The sequence below is a fragment of the Alteromonas sp. Mac1 genome (assembly GCF_001562125.1).
In the GTDB taxonomy this organism is placed as follows: Bacteria; Pseudomonadota; Gammaproteobacteria; order Enterobacterales; family Alteromonadaceae; genus Alteromonas; species Alteromonas stellipolaris.
Window position 1 is genome coordinate 676,804 of sequence record NZ_CP013932.1, and the last position, 14,902, is coordinate 691,705.

The following is a 14,902-nucleotide window of genomic DNA, read 5'->3' on the forward strand; positions in this document are numbered from 1 at the left end:
CTATTTTTCTCGCAACCAAGCCAAAGCGGCCTTGTCGTCTGAGGCTTTTACCTCAACCCAACGAGAATCATCTCGGGTAAATTCTTTTTTCCACAAGGGGACAGATTGCTTAAGCATATCCATTAAAAAGTTAGCGCCTTCAAAGGCCGCGGCGCGATGGGGTGCGGCAGTGCCCACCCAGACTATTTGCTCGTCGTTATATAATCGGCCGACACGGTGAACCGCGCCTGCCGAGGTTAGCGAAAATCGAGTGATGGCTTGTTGCACTAAGTCGGTTAAGGCTTGCTCTGTCATGCCAGGGTAATGCTCAAGCTCAATGCCTAAAATATTGCCATCGACATTGTTGTCTCGTACCAAGCCGGTAAAAGTAACAATAGCGCCTACATTGCCTTTCGCTTTTTGGCTAGCTTCTTGGCGTAAGCGATTGTATAACCATTGTTGATCGAAGTCGGCGTCGCCAATTAATGCGAACATGATTATCCCCCTGTTACTGGTGGGAAAAAGGCAAGTTCGTCACCTGGTTGCACATGAGTTTGTATGTCGCACAGTTGCTGGTTTCGCGCCATTAATACACTGCCATTTTCGCTACCAGCACTGGCACCAAGAGCTTGCGCCCATTTTTCACTTCGGCTTTTTAGCAAGGTAATAACGTCACCCATAGTAACGGTACTATCAGGCAGCGTTAGGGTGAAGCTACCTTCTTGGGTAATTTCACGTAATTGCGCAAAGGTTTTCACGGTTACATTCATGTTGATTCCTATGAAGGTAAATTACTCACCTAATGGGTTCTTGTCTTTTATATGGCTACTAGCTGGTTCATCGATACGTTGCCAATGCCCCGTTTTACCGCCTTTTTTATCGAGCACTTGAATGCCCTCTAAGCGCATACCAGGATCGATAGCCTTACACATATCAAATAAGGTAAGCAAAGCCACATTTACACCGGTAAGGGCTTCCATTTCCACCCCCGTCTTTCCACTTAGCTTGCAAAAACAAGTGGTTTTTATACGGTTATTTTCCGGCTCAATGGCAAAGTTAACATCGACTTTCGAGAGCGCTAGAGGATGGCACAAAGGAATAAGATCGGCGCATCGCTTTGCCCCCTGAATACCTGCAATACGCGCAACGGCAAATACATCGCCTTTAGCAATAGTGGCATTGCTTATTTGGCTGATAACCTCTGGGCTAGCATATAAATAGCCTTGAGCAGTGGCTTCTCTGACGGTAACCGCTTTATCACTAACATCCACCATGTTAGCTTCGCCGCCCGCGTTTAAATGACTAAATGTGGCCATTACGACACCAAGTGTTTAACGAAATTACAGGGTTTGAAGTCGACATCTAACTGGCTGGCAATAATTTTTTCCCAACCGGTTTTACAGGCACCTGTAGAACCCGGTAAGCAAAAGATGACGGTGTTATTGGCAAAACCTGCAATAGCGCGAGACTGAATGGTAGAAGTACCAATTTCTTCGTAGCTTACTTGGCGAAACAATTCACCGAAACCATCAACCTGTTTATCGAATAAAACACTGATAGCTTCTGGCGTTGAGTCTCTATGAGTAAAGCCGGTGCCACCGGTAATTAATATACCGTGAATGTCGGGGTTTGCTATCCACGCTGACACTATAGCGCGTTGCTGATAGATATCATCTTTTACTAAGGCTCTGTCGCCTAAGTTATGCCCCGCAGTTTCTAATGCGCCAGTTAAATAATCCCCTGACTTATCGTTTTCAAGTGTGCGGGTGTCAGAAATGGTAAGTACCGCCAAATTTAGCGGCTGACTAACTACAGACATAAGAAATCCTAAATTGATATGCGACATTTATTCAGGCTTTGATAAAGTACGCCTAATTAATACATCATGTTACGTTCAGCTTACCACATTGATGTATGCGGCAACATATACTGCACTAGCGGCGCTTCGGTTTTTTAGTCAGGCGCCGCGTCTTTGCAAAGACGTCGATTTTAAAAGCTTAATTTGTAAAATGCAGCGCCTAATCTGAAAATTGTTGTGTGTTGGTCGTATGACGCATTGCCATGTACCATTATAAATTAAAGTAGTGGTAAGGCTTAAAACACAACGTGAACAACACCAATTCATCTATAAGGGTACTGCGTAAATGAAAACCCCGCTATCTACTAAGCAGGTAATGCGATACAACCGTCAAATTGTGCTGCCTCAAGTTGATATAGATGGGCAGGAATTGTTGGCGGCGTCACGCGTTCTACTAATTGGAGTAGGTGGTTTAGGTAATGCGGCGGCTACAAGCTTATGTGGCAGTGGTGTGGGCAAAATCACACTCATAGACAACGATATTGTTGAACACACCAATCTTCCCCGCCAAACCTTGTTCGATGAAAGCCAAATTGGGCAGTCTAAAGTAATGGCGGCTAAAGCTAGGCTGGCGCAAATAAATAGCGATTGTGACATTGTAGGTATTGAAGCGAGTTTGCAACCAGATAATACGCCATATACTTCTATAGACCGCTCTGGGGTAGACAGCGCAGAGGTAGATGCCTCTCAGACAGATTCTTCAGGAATAGAGAAAGCTGAAATAAACAACCACAAACTGTTTAGCGAGCACGACATTGTGCTGGATTGTACCGATAATACGCAAAGCCGCGACCTCATAAACTACTTATGTTATAAACACGGCGTACCTTTAATTTCCGGTGCGGCCATTCGCTTTGAAGGTCAATTATTTGTAGCCAAACCTGGCGAGAGCCAATGCTATGCCTGTTTACGCAGGTTATTTAGCGCTCCTGAATTAAGCTGTACAGAAGCAGGCATTTTTTCGCCCATCGTGAATATTGTAGGCACTTACCAAGCCCTGCTTGCCATGCAAGTACTAATGAGAGTTGGTTCAGTGCCGCTGAATACCTTGTTAACCTTCGACGGCTTACAACATGAGTGGCAACAATGGACCTTACCAAATACTATGCAGTGTGATGTTTGCAACAAATAGCACAAAAATGCTGATAACAATCAAAGCTAGCGCACGTCCATCACCCAAGTGTGTTACGCAAGTACTTGCGAAAGCATCATTAACTTACAACGACATGAATAACAACGAACTAAAAAGAGAGAGTTATGACAACTAAGGTTGTTAAACAGCATATTGTCGTGGCGCAAAACGCCTCTGGCAGAAATATGAATGTACCTATTTACCGAATGCGTGGCGCAAGACCCGGCCCCACCGTATACATTCAAAGCTCGATACATGGCGCCGAGGTGCAAGGTAACGTAGTGATATACCACCTTATCCAACGCTTAAAAGACATGGATATTTGTGGTGAAATTATCTTGGTACCCAATTGCAACCCTGTGGGCACTAATATAAAAGCCGGTGAGTACACCATGGGCCGCTTCGACCCTGTAAACGGCACTAATTGGAACCGAGGCTATCATTTCGATAAAGGCAGTGTAGAGCAATTTGCTAATACCGTTACTCCAGAAGAGTCGGTACAAGGCATAAAGCAACGTTTCAGAACGTTTTTATCAAGCGCCATTGATACTAAACTTGCCACACCTTGGGGTTTAGGCTTAGCGCAGCAACTTAACTTAAAATTACAGCAATTAGCGGTGAACGCTGATTTTGTACTGGATTTACATAACGGCCCTGTTTCCACACGCCATATTTATGTGCCTGAGTATGCTAAGCCCAGCGCTAGCCTATTCAATATTCCCCACTGCATTTTTATTCCCAACGTTTTCGCTGGCGCATTAGACGAAGCGACTTTTTGCCCATGGTGGACGCTACAAGAATGTATTGAAGCAAACCTGCAGCGAAGTATTGAATTTAACGTTGAAGCTTTTACGCTTGAAATGGGTAGCCAAGAGGTGATTAATTTCACCGAAGGCGATGTGGATGCGCTAAGTATACTCAGTTACTTAAACGCAAAAGGCGCACTGCATAATTGTGATGTTAAGCCTGACCATATGACTCGGTTAGGGGTAATGCTGAAAGACTATAAAACCCTGTTTACTGACTGGGGCGGTATGGTGGAATACATGGCAAAACCAGGGGAAACTATTAAGGCGGGTGAGCCCCTAGCTAAAATTCTAAATATCGACGAGCTTGATAACGATAATGGCAGCCGTTTATTGAATGCCCCATGCGATTTAATACCTATTTTGCACTTTCCGTCGGCATCGGTACTAAGTGGCACACAGCTGTATAAAGTATTTACTAATTACGAAAAGCTCACCTAGCTAAGGTAATTCGCGTGGTTGCTTGCGAGATTGCGCAAGATTATATAGGAGCACTAATGTCTTCGTATTAGTGCTCAAATGCGCCATTCTGTAAAAAATGTATAGTTTGATTTGCCACTTCTTCGCTATATCGCATTTGAGCATGGCCAACCTCGATGGTGATAAAATCACTCATGCCTTCCAACTTGGTAGATTCTACTGATACCAAACCGTCATTTGGCCCCTTGAACCTGTCGTTCGTTAAACCTAATGGTTTTGTGCCAGCAATAACGCCTATATTGAAATCTATTGCATCAAGGTTATTGCCCAGGCTTCTACTGCCTGTTACCAACGCGCGACTAATTCCCCCACCTAGGTTCATCAACCAAGAATCACTATAATAGTCGGCCAGCTCACTGCCTTTGTTTGGCGTACCGATTAGTACTACCTCACCCACGTTCACGGCTTCTAATGCTTCTTCGTGGTTTTGCAGATACGCCCTAATGACTAAACCACCAAGGGAGTGCCCTACAAAATGTACCTTGGGGGCGTTTTGTAAGCACGCATCGATTTGGCTGGTTGTTTCATCTAATACCGACGCCACACTGACCCCGATGGTAGCGTAGTCTAATCGGCATACTTTATAGTTTGCGTGTTCCAAGCGCTGGGCAAAACGCCACATCGCCCAATCGCTTCGCCCTAATCCATGGGCTAGCACCACAAGCTCATCATCCACTTGGTAGTTAAGCGACTTTGCTTCAGAGTTAGCACAACCCGCAGTATGAAAAAGCATTAGCATTAAAACCGTTACAGCAACGGATTTTGTAGTCGTTAAGAGGAACATCATTCAACCTAAATTTTTACGCACCTAACCGAGAACATATAACTCTTTTTGAGTTTGGCGCGGCGAATTTCTCCTTTATGAGAGTTCCACCACGAATATGCCAGTGTTCTAGCAAAAGCCTCTTTTTCAGTGGCATTGCTGCTTGTCCAAAACTCAGTATACATGCCTTGGGTAATATACCAATTACCCAACTTCACACCCGCTGGCGTGGCAGAAAATTTATGCTTATTTACTTGGGACTGGTCAAAACGCTTAAACAATGTATTTGGTTGTGCGGCTTTAAGTGTAATAGCAACGTCGTTTTCGCCTCTCCACCCTTCTTTATCCAGATCAGATTCGGCAATACCAATAGCAGACTCCAACGCTTTCCAGTCTTCATCTGATGCAACTCGCCACCCCTCAGGGCAAATATTTCGGGAGTCAGAAACATCATTCCAATCATAAAGCCTGCCATAGCCTGAAAGGTTTTTGTCGTTATCATCAGGAATGAAGCCCGTATTTACCGCAGTGCCATCCTGAAATTTGGTCGACCTTAAATTTTCAGCCAACCATACTCTATTGCCAATGTTAACTGTACGATAAACGTTGCCCTCAACATCTTGTATTGAGCCTTGATCAGAACTTTGTTCCGAGCTTTGAATAGCTTGCTGAGTATCGGCTAACTTACTACTATCGTTAGCCGATGAATTCATTGTAATTAACATACTGATACCCACACCCAAAATTAACCTTTTCATCTTTTAGCCTAAACACAAAGCGCGTTACTTGTTAAATTAAAGCGGCCAATCAATAGCGGTTTCTTTTTCAGAAAGCGCCCACAATCGAGTTAACGCGTCTTTTTGCAAAACAAATGATTCAAGCTTACCCTCTCCTACCGGGCCACCAAAATTCATGATGCCGGTTGGCCCATAATAAGCACGCTCTTTTAAGTTTTCTTCGGTTGCACACATTACCTCTGGATAAGCGCCTTTTTCAGCGGTTTGCGCTAAGCCGATTTTAACCATAAATGCCCAGGAGATCCGCGTCATAAAACTCGCGCTTTCCCTGATAAGAGATGTATTAGAAGCCCCAGGGTGGCAAACGTATACTTTCACATTCTTCCCAGCCGCTTTGATTTTGTCTTGCAGTTCATAGGCAAACATCATTTGAGCTAGCTTACTTTGGCTATACACTTTATTTGGATGGTAGTTTTTGTCCCAATTCATGTCATCGAATTGAATGGCTTTTAAACCCATTTTATGGCCTTCACTAGACACCACTACAATTCTGCCTTCTGACGCTTCAATTCTTTCAAAGAGCAAACCACATAATAAAAAGTGACCGTAATGATTCACCCCTAACTGACTTTCAAACCCGTCGACAGTAAGCTGTTGCGTGGCGATTTGAGCAATTGCGCCATTGCACACAAGTGCATCGATTTTAGGCACCTTTTCTAATATTTCTTTCGATGCGCGCCTTACTGACGCCAACTCCGCTAAATCTAATTGTATAAAACTAACTTTAGCTTCATCACCAAATTCACTTTTTAGCTGGGCCATTGCAGCTTCCGATTTGCTAGGGTTTCGGTTTAGCATTACCACATTAGCCCCTTTCGATAGCAAGATTCGCGTAGCCTGAAACCCTGCACCGGTATTTGCGCCAGTGATGAGAAACGTTTTCCCCGTAAGAGAACCTAAACGCTCGGGAGTCCAGCCTTTAGGGCCAAATTGGTTGTTAATCGCCATAAAATTACCTGCCAATGTTGATTACGCAGTCACCGCCTAGCCTGAGGTAAGCTCTATTAAAAGATTGGTGACGCGCTTAGGGTTAAAACTACTCTTAGCAATGCATTATAGTATTTGGAAACAACATTTAGCAGGCGCAATAGTCGCTAAAAAATGCCTATTTGTATCAATATGCTTATATTTAGTCTATTTACTCTAACCTATAGCAAGTCAATTACTCCTGCGGTAATTTAGTATTTATCAAACTAAAATAATTTTGCATAAGCACTGTTTTTTTATACAGCCAAAGATTCAGTTGCATAGACTCGATCTATTACGGAATTTTTCCGTCTTTCTCTGGGTGTGGTTTAGGGTTTATTAATAATGACTTGCTAATCATAAGCTTAAAAAATAGACTGGGACAATAAATCAATGAAATATGGAAATTTTCCACCTTGCATAAAGGATTTTTTCCGTACACTAAATTGTTATAAGTCAATGGAATAACTTTTGATGTCAGAGCTTTTTAACACAATCCTTGTCGTGGTCATATGCTGTTTAGCCACTGCTCACATCAATGGCCTTTTTTCTATATCTAGAAAATCACCAAGTGTCATTTGGTTAAAAACAAAACATACCGCTGTAGTGGTTTCGCTTACAGTTCTTTTTATTGTCGTAGCTATAACTAAAATTTTGCTTTTACTTGTGTAATCTAGGAAGGTTGTTTTTAAAAATGACTTATAACAACCCAATTAACCCACTCACTGCGTTCGCTGGGACGCATACACGCGGGGCGGCTTCGCCATTATGCCCCACATGTCTGCGCCCGTTATTGGAAAGTTATGTGCCAAGGAGAGTGTGAGTGAAAATTTTGGCCTTTTTGTTTTCTTTAATCTCTTTCAATTCTTTAGCTTGTAGTTGCATGGGTTACGACATTGAAGAAGCCTTTGAAGATTATCCCGTTGTTTTCTCTGGTGTTGTCGAATCGGTCGACACCATAAAAGTGAAAGAAGATGGCTGGTTTGAGTACTCAAAGTTGAAAGCTGTCACTTTAGTCGTAGATCATAGCTATAAAGGTATGACAGCTGAAAAAATTAAGGTTACAACAAGAGTGGATTCTGCTGCATGTGGTTTTCCATTCGAGGAAAAAGTTAAGTATGTTGTTTTTGCCATTCCTGATGAAAATGGACTTTTTGTGGGCTCTTGTGGGCCGACTATCCATATGGAAAAACGTGAAGAATACTATGAACCGGAACGTCTGAGAATGACACGTTTCTTGTCAAAGCAAATTGGCACATAACAAAAAAATTAAGTCACTCACTTCGTTCGCTGGGACGCATACACGTGGGCTGCTTCGCATTTTAGCCCACGCGCCTGCGCCCCTTATTTAAAAGTTATGCGATTGGTGGAACATGGATAAAAAATTAGAACGTTCCAATGCAGATAAGGTCTTAAGAAGACTAACTAACCAAATCAAGCCACTTGGTTTTGTTCGAACAAAACCAACGTTTTGGGTTAGAGAGCAAGAATATTTGGTTCAGTTCATTCATATACACAAGTTCACATTTGGCCCGTGCTTTAGACTGCACACGTGTGTTAGACCGTTAAATTCTGAATTGGAATTTATTGGGTTGTTTGGTCCAATCGAGCGGGAACTTAGCGCCACTACCAAATTTGAATACACGGAAGCCTCAAACTCTGTAGAAAATTGTGCTTCTGCAATGTCTCAGTTTATCTCAACATTTTCAGAAGAGTGGTATGCAACTCTTGGTAGCTTAGCGACATTACTGAGTTCAGAATCAGTACTAGACGCACAGGAAAAAACGTCACTTCAAGAATCCTTAGATGGGAATTCCAAAATATCCAATATCGAAAGAACGAGGTTGTTATTAAAAATCGCATAACAAAACACTAAAGGCACTCGCTCTGCTCGCTGGGACGCTAACACATGGGCTGCGTCACTTCGTTCCTAATTTTAGCCCATGTATTATCGCCCCTTAGTGGGGTGTTAGGTAGCTATGGATAGTACGGCGATAAAATTCAGGGATTCGTGTCTAGAAATATTAAAATTCTTATCATCTCCTACGGAACAAGAAGAGTTTGCTTCTAAAGTTGAATATATCGACTATAAAAGTGAATTCGCTTGTTGGTGGTTTGATGATCTAGTAATGGAATCTCTGCCAAAGGGAACGGGGTTAATTTCTCAGAGTTTTAACGAAAGTGAGAAGTTTATTCTCTGGGAGTTCACCCAACTCTTTGATCAAAACATTGATAGCCAAGACCTACAAATTGATGAATTATTAAAAAACCCTCAATGGCAAAAAGTAGTTGAGGCTGCACAGGTAGCATTTGAAAAATTGGTGTAAAAGCTACCTAACAAGAATTTAAAGCGGGACTGCTAACAGTTTGCTCGGTTCCGCTTCGCTACACTTTTTAGCAAACTATTATCAGCCCCTTAAATGGGCGTTATATTTCAGAAGGAAATTGAACAATGGAAGGTAGTAAGTTACTAGAAGTAGATGGCACTGAAATCCAACCTATATCTTTGCGCTTCTATGAGGAGTTAGTTGAGATTGAATTAAACAACTGTGATAGCAACCATGTATTTCCTCAAAAAAGTGTCCCAAGACATGCTTTAAGTCAAAACAATGTTGCATTAGGCTATTTTAAAGTAACGAGAGCAAAAGCACTTTCCAATGGAAAAACCTCTCTTTTCACGCTACATCGACAGTAGTTTTTACGTACTATGACCAAGGTTTTTTCAACATTGAAATATAACAACCCAATCAACACACTCACTTCGTTCGCTGGGACGCATACACGCGGGGCGGCTTCGCCATTATGCCCCACATGTCTGCGCCCGTTATTGAAAAGTTAGCGGCTTGCTTCAGCTAAATCACCTACATCACTGCATTGGCATTTTGCTTGTTTGCTTTAACAATCAATCGTATGCTGGCTTTATTAGTTTTTAATAAGTCCAAAGGAAAAGGCTCTGCTTCTAACAAAGCGCTTAAGCCTCTCCCTTCGGTCGCTGGGACGCCTATACGCGGGGCGGCTTCGCCAATTATGCCCCACGTATCTGCGCCCCTTAGCTTAAAGTTAGGCGGTTGTTCCCTACAAAATCTTTTCGTCAGTTCGTTCGTGACATTTCAGCCAAAAGGTTGTTTCACTAGGTCGTTTTGAATTTCGTTGCTCCACTTGCTTTATCAGTTGTATCAGCTCGTGTTTCTATTTCAGCAACCTTGTTACATCTAGCATTTCGTACGAGGTTGTTTTATCGTGGTTTTATCAATTTTAAATCAGCGGTTTGTTTGGCAAGTAGTAGCGGCAGTGCCGCGTGCGTTCAGTTGCACGCCTAACAAAACGCTTAAGTCTCAGCCCGCTGCGCGGGCTGCTGGGACAAATATACAATGCGGCTTCGCGATTATCGCATTGTACATTTGCCCCTTAGCTTAGTGTTAGCCGTCATGGAGTTTATATCGAGCATGGATGTGTTATTTAATATTTTTTGGTTTGCCCTAGGTGCTCTTTCGATATACTTAACCGCGTATTTAAAGGTTAAGGGTAAAAACCGAGCACTAATTGAAGATAATCGCCAGCTTGAAGAAGACAAACAGAAGATTGTTGCAAAGTATCGCGCCGAAACAGAAAAAATTAAAAAACAGCACTCTTTAGATATTGAAAAGAGAAAATATCAATATGAGGATAAAAGGCTTCAATTCTCAAAATACTTTTCTCTACTTGATGAGTTCCACGGAAAGTGTAATTCAATCTTTGTAGAGAGGTTTCAGCCAATTATGACTGAATTTTTAACTGCTTGTTTACAAGATGATGAAACAGTCAAAAATAAAGCAATTGTTAAATATAATCAAGACGTTCAATCGCTTGTATTTGAGTTAAACGAGGAACATCTTAAAGTTAAAACTGAGCAAAATAGTATTCGGTTGATAGCTTCGAAGGAAGTTGACACGTTACTGGATAAGCTAGAAATTGCGGTAAAGAATGCAACCGACGCTTCTACCGAAATGCTTAGATTTATGTCAACGCAAGAGTTCTGGGCAGATCAAACTTTGATCACTCCGTATCAGGAAAAAGCGACCATATTCGGGCAGGACGTACAAAAATGTCATAATGCTTTAAAGGAGCAGATGAAGCTAGAGCTGAATGAGATATGACGGCTAACAAACAACTGTTGTCACTCACTGCGTTCGCTGGGACACAAATACATGGGCACCCTCGCTTCGCTCGTAATTTTAGCCCATATATTTGTGCCCCAAAGTTGAGGCGTTATATTCACAAGGAGGTCACATGAAGTTTTTACCTATAATCCTAATTCTTATTTACCCTTTTAGTCTTTTTGCAAGCGTACCAAATGACAGGCATATTGTTGTAGAAGGTGAAGCTCAAATAAGTGCCGCGCCAGATCTGGCGGTACTCACTTTTGAAACAGAATCAAAAAATGATTCAAGCTTAGCGGCTAAGAAAGATGTTGATGAGAGAATTAATGACTTTTTAAATGGGTTAAATAGATTTGGGATTAATGAAAAGAATGTTAGTGCGTCAAGTATTGTTACAAGTCCAAACTATTATTATACCGAGGAAGATAAGAAAGTATTAGACGGATACATTGCGAGCCGCACTATCAAAGTAACCCTCAATCAAATTAAACATCTCAACGAATTATTAAACTTTGCACTAGAGGTAAAGGTGAATGAAATTCACAATATTGAGTTTCAATCTTCTCGTAAGGAAGCATTAAAAGAAGAAGTTTTTGCAAATGCAGTAGAGAATGCAAAAAGAAAAGGGCGAACTATGGCCTCAGCATTTGATGCCAGATTAGGCAAAGTCTATAGCATAAATTCTGCTAACCAATATCAACGTAATAGATATGGTTTTAATGACAATATAGAGAGGATAGAAGTCACTGGGTCACGAATCGAAGCAGAAGAGTTTGAACCAGGTCGATATCTTCAAGAAAATATCGTATTTTCCGCCTCGGTAGATGTTGTATTTGATCTTGAAGTAAAGTGAATATAACAAAAAAATTAAGTCACTCACTACGTTCGCTGGGACGCATACATGCGGGGCGGCTTCGCCATTATGCCCCACATGCCTGCGCCCCTTATTTAAAAGTTAGGTGTTTCGTGAAGCATATATCTAAAATTGCATTTTTATCGCCACTTATTTCTATTCCTGTAGCAATCTTTTATGGCGCGTTTTTGGCCGGTTACTATTCGTATTTAGTTAACGGAAACGTTGATATTAGCGGTTTCGGAATTTTCGTAATTAACGCTATTCTTCTCTCTCTTCCGATAGGATATGTTTTTACGTTTAGTTATGGTCTTGCCATATATAAATTATTTAAATGGCTCAAAATCGATGGACTTTTTTATTATGCTATTGCAGGTTTAGTTCCAGGTTTTATCTATAGCTTCTATGCTAGGGTGTGGGTTGAAACAGGGTTGGCTAGTCTCTTATTCGGACTATCAATATCTCTCTGTTTTGGGTATCAAGTTCGAAAAAAAAAGCAAATAGCGACTTTATTGCAAAACAACACCTAACAAGCACATTAAGTCGGTCGCAAGCTCCCTAGGACAGTAACACGTGGGCTCTGTCGCTTCGCTCGGATTGAGCTTTGAGTGAAAACACGCTTTTAAACATCCCTTGTCGTTTGATTGCCTATAGTTCTATCGGTAATGCATAACAATTTAATGTACGGAAAAAATCCTTTATGCAAGGCGGAAAGTTTCCATATATCATCCAAATAATATTTTAACTTTCGCATGTAAGTTAACTTATATCAATATCCTACACTTTGTATCTGAAAACACTGTACTTAAGTACGGAATATTTCCTTTTTATTTTACGCAGCGTAAAAAAAACGTAATGCTGTATATAATTACAGTTGAGATGTGAAAAATAAAAATGAAGTCGATGTTTATGCAAATGGTGGTTCAACACATGAGAAATCGCCGTTATGCCAAGCGCTCTATCCAGCTTTATAGCGGGTGGATTATTAGCTATATACGCTTTCACAATACTAAGCATCCTGCCGATATGGGAGACAAAGAAGTAGAGTTATTTTTATCTCACTTAGTGAATAAAAAGAATGTTGCGCCAGCCACGCAAGCCAGTGCGCTGAATGCGTTGGCATTTCTGTATCGTGACGTACTAGAAAAACCGCTTTCCTTGAGTCTCGATTTCGTTACAAGTCGCAGGCAAGCCAAGTTACCTGTTGTGCTAACACAAGACGAAGTGGTCGCGCTTTTCGCCCAATTGCCTGCCCATTTAAAGTTACCTATTTCATTGCTGTATGGCAGCGGTTTACGTTTAATGGAAGCAGTTCGGTTACGGGTGAAAGACATCGATTTCGACTACAACGCTATTCGCATTTGGGATGGAAAGGGCGGAAAGCATCGTGTTGTTACCTTAGCAGCAGAGCTCAAGCCTGGGCTTACTCGGCAAATAAGTGTGGTTGAAACTTACCTCATTGCTGATTTAGATAACCCTAGTTACCAAGGGGTATATCTGCCACATCGTTTGCGTGTCAAATATCAAAATGCGCCTAAGGAGTTAGGCTGGCATTACCTTTTCCCCTCTTCGCGTTTATCGATTGACCCTGAAAGTAAAAAAGTGCGTCGACATCATATTGATGAATCAAGCATACAAAAGGCGATAAGAAATACAGCAAATGCATGTGGGCTTAAAAAGAAGGTTACGCCGCATACTTTGAGACATTCGTTTGCTACTCATCTTTTACAGTCGGGGGCCGACATTCGTACGGTACAAACGCAGCTGGGTCATTCTGATGTGAAAACCACCCAAATTTACACTCATGTGTTGCAACAGGGCGCGCAGGGGGTAGTTAGCCCTCTCTCCCGTGTTTTAAAATAGTATTTTTTGCTAAAAAATACTGAAGGTCAAAAGCCAATCAACAAAAAAGGGCCCGAAGGCCCTTTTAATAAAACGTGAATAACTAATTAAACACGTTCAAATACAGTAGCAATACCTTGGCCTAAACCAATACACATGGTGGCTAGGCCTAGCTCTACATCTTGCGATTCCATCAGGTTAATCAAGGTACCTGAAATACGTGAACCAGAACAACCTAGTGGGTGACCTAGTGAAATAGCGCCGCCGTTAAGGTTAATCTTGTCATCAAGATTGTCCATCCAACCTAGTTGCTTAATGCACGATAGTGCTTGGGCTGCAAAGGCTTCGTTGAACTCAGCAAGTTGAATGTCGTCCATGCTAAGGCCAGCACGTTTAAGCGCTTTTTGTGTCGCAGGTACTGGGCCGTAACCCATAATAGCGGCATCACAACCAGCCACTGCCATCGAACGAATTTTAGCGCGAGGTGTTAAACCAAGGGCTTTCGCTTTATCGGCAGACATAAGCAACATGGCAGACGCACCGTCAGACAACGCTGAAGATGTACCCGCAGTAACGGTTCCATTTACTGGGTCGAATACAGGGCGAAGTTGCGCCATACTTTCAGCAGTGCTTTCTGGGCGAATAACTTCATCATAATCAATCAGTTTAAGCGTGCCGTTAGCATCATGACCTTCAATAGGCACAATCTCGTTGGCCCAGCGGCCTTCAACATGTGCTTTATGTGCTAGCTGATGCGAACGTGCACCAAAGGCGTCTTGCATTTCACGGCTAATACCGTTTTGACGGCCAAGTAGCTCGGCAGTCATACCCATCATGCCTGAAGCTTTTGCGGTGTACTTAGCTAGGCCTGGGTGAAAGTCGATGTTGTAGTTCATAGGTACATGGCCCATGTGCTCAACACCACCAATCATGTATATATCGCCACGGCCACTCATAATACCGCTAGTAGCGTCATGCAATGCTTGCATTGAAGAACCGCATAAACGGTTAACGGTTACTGCACCTGTGGTACGTGGAATTTGGGTTAGCAACTGGGCATTACGCGCAATGTTGAAACCTTGTTCTTTGGTTTGCTGTACACAGCCCCAAATAATGTCTTCAATTTCTGCTGGATCAACACCTGGGTTGCGCTCAAGTAACGCGGTCATTAGTGCAGCAGACATCGTCTCTGCACGAACATTTCTAAACACACCTGCTTTAGAGCGTCCCATAGGGGTACGAACACAATCGATAACTACGACTTCTTTCATTATTAGTCTCCTTGGG

General features: G+C 42.2%; 18 protein-coding genes. 10 read left to right on the forward strand and 8 right to left on the reverse strand.

The annotated features are described in order from the left end of the window. From AV939_RS02905 to moaB, 4 genes are read right to left on the reverse strand one after another with little or no spacing between them, the layout of a single operon-like run. On the reverse strand, positions 1-474 hold the full coding sequence (locus AV939_RS02905) for a molybdenum cofactor biosynthesis protein MoaE (protein WP_057791380.1): 474 nt from the start codon (positions 472-474) through the stop codon (positions 1-3). 2 nt (positions 475-476) lie between these two features. After that, a complete protein-coding gene (locus AV939_RS02910; RefSeq protein WP_061997061.1) occupies positions 477-749 on the reverse strand; it encodes a MoaD/ThiS family protein in 273 nt (90 codons plus the stop codon). Positions 750-770: 21 nt separating this feature from the next. After that, a complete protein-coding gene (gene moaC / locus AV939_RS02915) occupies positions 771-1,295 on the reverse strand; it encodes a cyclic pyranopterin monophosphate synthase MoaC (RefSeq protein ID WP_057791377.1) in 525 nt (174 codons plus the stop codon). Further along, positions 1,295-1,798, reverse strand: coding sequence for a molybdenum cofactor biosynthesis protein B (gene moaB / locus AV939_RS02920; RefSeq protein WP_061997063.1), 504 nt, complete (start codon positions 1,796-1,798; stop codon positions 1,295-1,297). Before moaB ends, moaC begins: the two co-directional genes overlap by 1 nt. Positions 1,799-2,123: 325 nt before the next feature. On the opposite strand from moaB, the gene AV939_RS02925 reads away from it, so the two are divergent. Both AV939_RS02925 and AV939_RS02930 read left to right on the forward strand, forming a co-directional pair. Then, positions 2,124-2,969 (forward strand): HesA/MoeB/ThiF family protein, encoded by an 846-nt coding sequence (locus AV939_RS02925; RefSeq protein WP_061997065.1) that lies wholly within the window; start codon positions 2,124-2,126, stop codon positions 2,967-2,969. Positions 2,970-3,094: 125 nt separating this feature from the next. Then, positions 3,095-4,216 carry a succinylglutamate desuccinylase/aspartoacylase domain-containing protein gene (locus AV939_RS02930; RefSeq protein WP_061997067.1) on the forward strand — a complete coding sequence of 374 codons (1,122 nt, stop codon included), beginning with the start codon at positions 3,095-3,097 and terminating at the stop codon, positions 4,214-4,216. A 67-nt stretch (positions 4,217-4,283) separates the two neighbouring features. On the opposite strand, the gene AV939_RS02935 is transcribed toward AV939_RS02930, so the two are convergent. From AV939_RS02935 to AV939_RS02945, 3 genes are read right to left on the reverse strand one after another with little or no spacing between them, the layout of a single operon-like run. Further along, the gene (locus AV939_RS02935; RefSeq protein ID WP_231751156.1) at positions 4,284-4,988 is read right to left on the reverse strand and encodes an alpha/beta fold hydrolase; all 705 of its coding nucleotides are present in this window, start codon (positions 4,986-4,988) and stop codon (positions 4,284-4,286) included. 59 nt (positions 4,989-5,047) lie between these two features. After that, the gene (locus AV939_RS02940) at positions 5,048-5,776 is read right to left on the reverse strand and encodes a fibrobacter succinogenes major paralogous domain-containing protein (RefSeq protein ID WP_231751157.1); all 729 of its coding nucleotides are present in this window, start codon (positions 5,774-5,776) and stop codon (positions 5,048-5,050) included. Positions 5,777-5,812: 36 nt separating this feature from the next. Then, positions 5,813-6,763, reverse strand: a complete 951-nt coding sequence (locus AV939_RS02945) for an SDR family oxidoreductase (protein WP_057791366.1) — start codon at positions 6,761-6,763, stop codon at positions 5,813-5,815. Positions 6,764-7,604: 841 nt separating this feature from the next. On the opposite strand from AV939_RS02945, the gene AV939_RS02950 reads away from it, so the two are divergent. From AV939_RS02950 to AV939_RS02985, 8 genes are all read left to right on the forward strand, one after another. Then, on the forward strand, positions 7,605-8,042 hold the full coding sequence (locus AV939_RS02950) for a hypothetical protein (protein WP_061997069.1): 438 nt from the start codon (positions 7,605-7,607) through the stop codon (positions 8,040-8,042). Between the two features lie 112 nt (positions 8,043-8,154). Beyond that, positions 8,155-8,646 carry a hypothetical protein gene (locus AV939_RS02955; RefSeq protein WP_061997071.1) on the forward strand — a complete coding sequence of 164 codons (492 nt, stop codon included), beginning with the start codon at positions 8,155-8,157 and terminating at the stop codon, positions 8,644-8,646. 114 nt (positions 8,647-8,760) lie between these two features. Continuing rightward, entirely contained in the window at positions 8,761-9,108 is a 348-nt protein-coding gene (locus AV939_RS02960; protein WP_061997073.1) for a hypothetical protein, read from the forward strand. Positions 9,109-9,233: 125 nt separating this feature from the next. Further along, positions 9,234-9,476, forward strand: coding sequence for a hypothetical protein (locus AV939_RS20245; RefSeq protein ID WP_061997075.1), 243 nt, complete (start codon positions 9,234-9,236; stop codon positions 9,474-9,476). 751 nt (positions 9,477-10,227) lie between these two features. Further along, positions 10,228-10,917, forward strand: a complete 690-nt coding sequence (locus tag AV939_RS02970; RefSeq protein WP_061997077.1) for a hypothetical protein — start codon at positions 10,228-10,230, stop codon at positions 10,915-10,917. Between the two features lie 133 nt (positions 10,918-11,050). Beyond that, positions 11,051-11,773 (forward strand): SIMPL domain-containing protein, encoded by a 723-nt coding sequence (locus AV939_RS02975; RefSeq protein WP_082746025.1) that lies wholly within the window; start codon positions 11,051-11,053, stop codon positions 11,771-11,773. Between the two features lie 113 nt (positions 11,774-11,886). Beyond that, positions 11,887-12,303: a hypothetical protein gene (locus AV939_RS20150; protein WP_061997079.1), complete on the forward strand. Its 417-nt coding sequence runs from the start codon at positions 11,887-11,889 to the stop codon at positions 12,301-12,303. A 364-nt stretch (positions 12,304-12,667) separates the two neighbouring features. Continuing rightward, complete coding sequence (locus AV939_RS02985) at positions 12,668-13,636, forward strand: integron integrase (RefSeq protein ID WP_057794148.1); 969 nt, start codon at positions 12,668-12,670, stop codon at positions 13,634-13,636. An 86-nt stretch (positions 13,637-13,722) separates the two neighbouring features. On the opposite strand, the gene fadA is transcribed toward AV939_RS02985, so the two are convergent. After that, complete coding sequence (fadA, locus tag AV939_RS02990; protein WP_057794146.1) at positions 13,723-14,886, reverse strand: acetyl-CoA C-acyltransferase FadA; 1,164 nt, start codon at positions 14,884-14,886, stop codon at positions 13,723-13,725. Positions 14,887-14,902: the final 16 nt, after the last annotated feature.

Excerpts from the sequence above, each read along its gene's own strand:
- AV939_RS02960 (WP_061997073.1), top strand. The coding sequence starts at position 8,761 with ATGGATAGTACGGCGATAAAATTCAGGGATTCGTGTCTAGAAATATTA.
- fadA (WP_057794146.1), bottom strand. The coding sequence starts at position 14,886 with ATGAAAGAAGTCGTAGTTATCGATTGTGTTCGTACCCCTATGGGACGC.
- AV939_RS02910 (WP_061997061.1), bottom strand. The coding sequence starts at position 749 with ATGAATGTAACCGTGAAAACCTTTGCGCAATTACGTGAAATTACCCAA.
- AV939_RS02930 (WP_061997067.1), top strand. The coding sequence starts at position 3,095 with ATGACAACTAAGGTTGTTAAACAGCATATTGTCGTGGCGCAAAACGCC.
- moaB (WP_061997063.1), bottom strand. The coding sequence starts at position 1,798 with ATGTCTGTAGTTAGTCAGCCGCTAAATTTGGCGGTACTTACCATTTCT.
- AV939_RS02970 (WP_061997077.1), top strand. The coding sequence starts at position 10,228 with ATGGATGTGTTATTTAATATTTTTTGGTTTGCCCTAGGTGCTCTTTCG.
- moaC (WP_057791377.1), bottom strand. The coding sequence starts at position 1,295 with ATGGCCACATTTAGTCATTTAAACGCGGGCGGCGAAGCTAACATGGTG.
- AV939_RS02935 (WP_231751156.1), bottom strand. The coding sequence starts at position 4,988 with ATGCTTTTTCATACTGCGGGTTGTGCTAACTCTGAAGCAAAGTCGCTT.
- AV939_RS02940 (WP_231751157.1), bottom strand. The coding sequence starts at position 5,776 with ATGAAAAGGTTAATTTTGGGTGTGGGTATCAGTATGTTAATTACAATG.
- AV939_RS02925 (WP_061997065.1), top strand. The coding sequence starts at position 2,124 with ATGAAAACCCCGCTATCTACTAAGCAGGTAATGCGATACAACCGTCAA.
- AV939_RS02985 (WP_057794148.1), top strand. The coding sequence starts at position 12,668 with ATGAAGTCGATGTTTATGCAAATGGTGGTTCAACACATGAGAAATCGC.
- AV939_RS02975 (WP_082746025.1), top strand. The coding sequence starts at position 11,051 with ATGAAGTTTTTACCTATAATCCTAATTCTTATTTACCCTTTTAGTCTT.
- AV939_RS02905 (WP_057791380.1), bottom strand. The coding sequence starts at position 474 with ATGTTCGCATTAATTGGCGACGCCGACTTCGATCAACAATGGTTATAC.
- AV939_RS20245 (WP_061997075.1), top strand. The coding sequence starts at position 9,234 with ATGGAAGGTAGTAAGTTACTAGAAGTAGATGGCACTGAAATCCAACCT.
- AV939_RS02945 (WP_057791366.1), bottom strand. The coding sequence starts at position 6,763 with ATGGCGATTAACAACCAATTTGGCCCTAAAGGCTGGACTCCCGAGCGT.
- AV939_RS02955 (WP_061997071.1), top strand. The coding sequence starts at position 8,155 with ATGGATAAAAAATTAGAACGTTCCAATGCAGATAAGGTCTTAAGAAGA.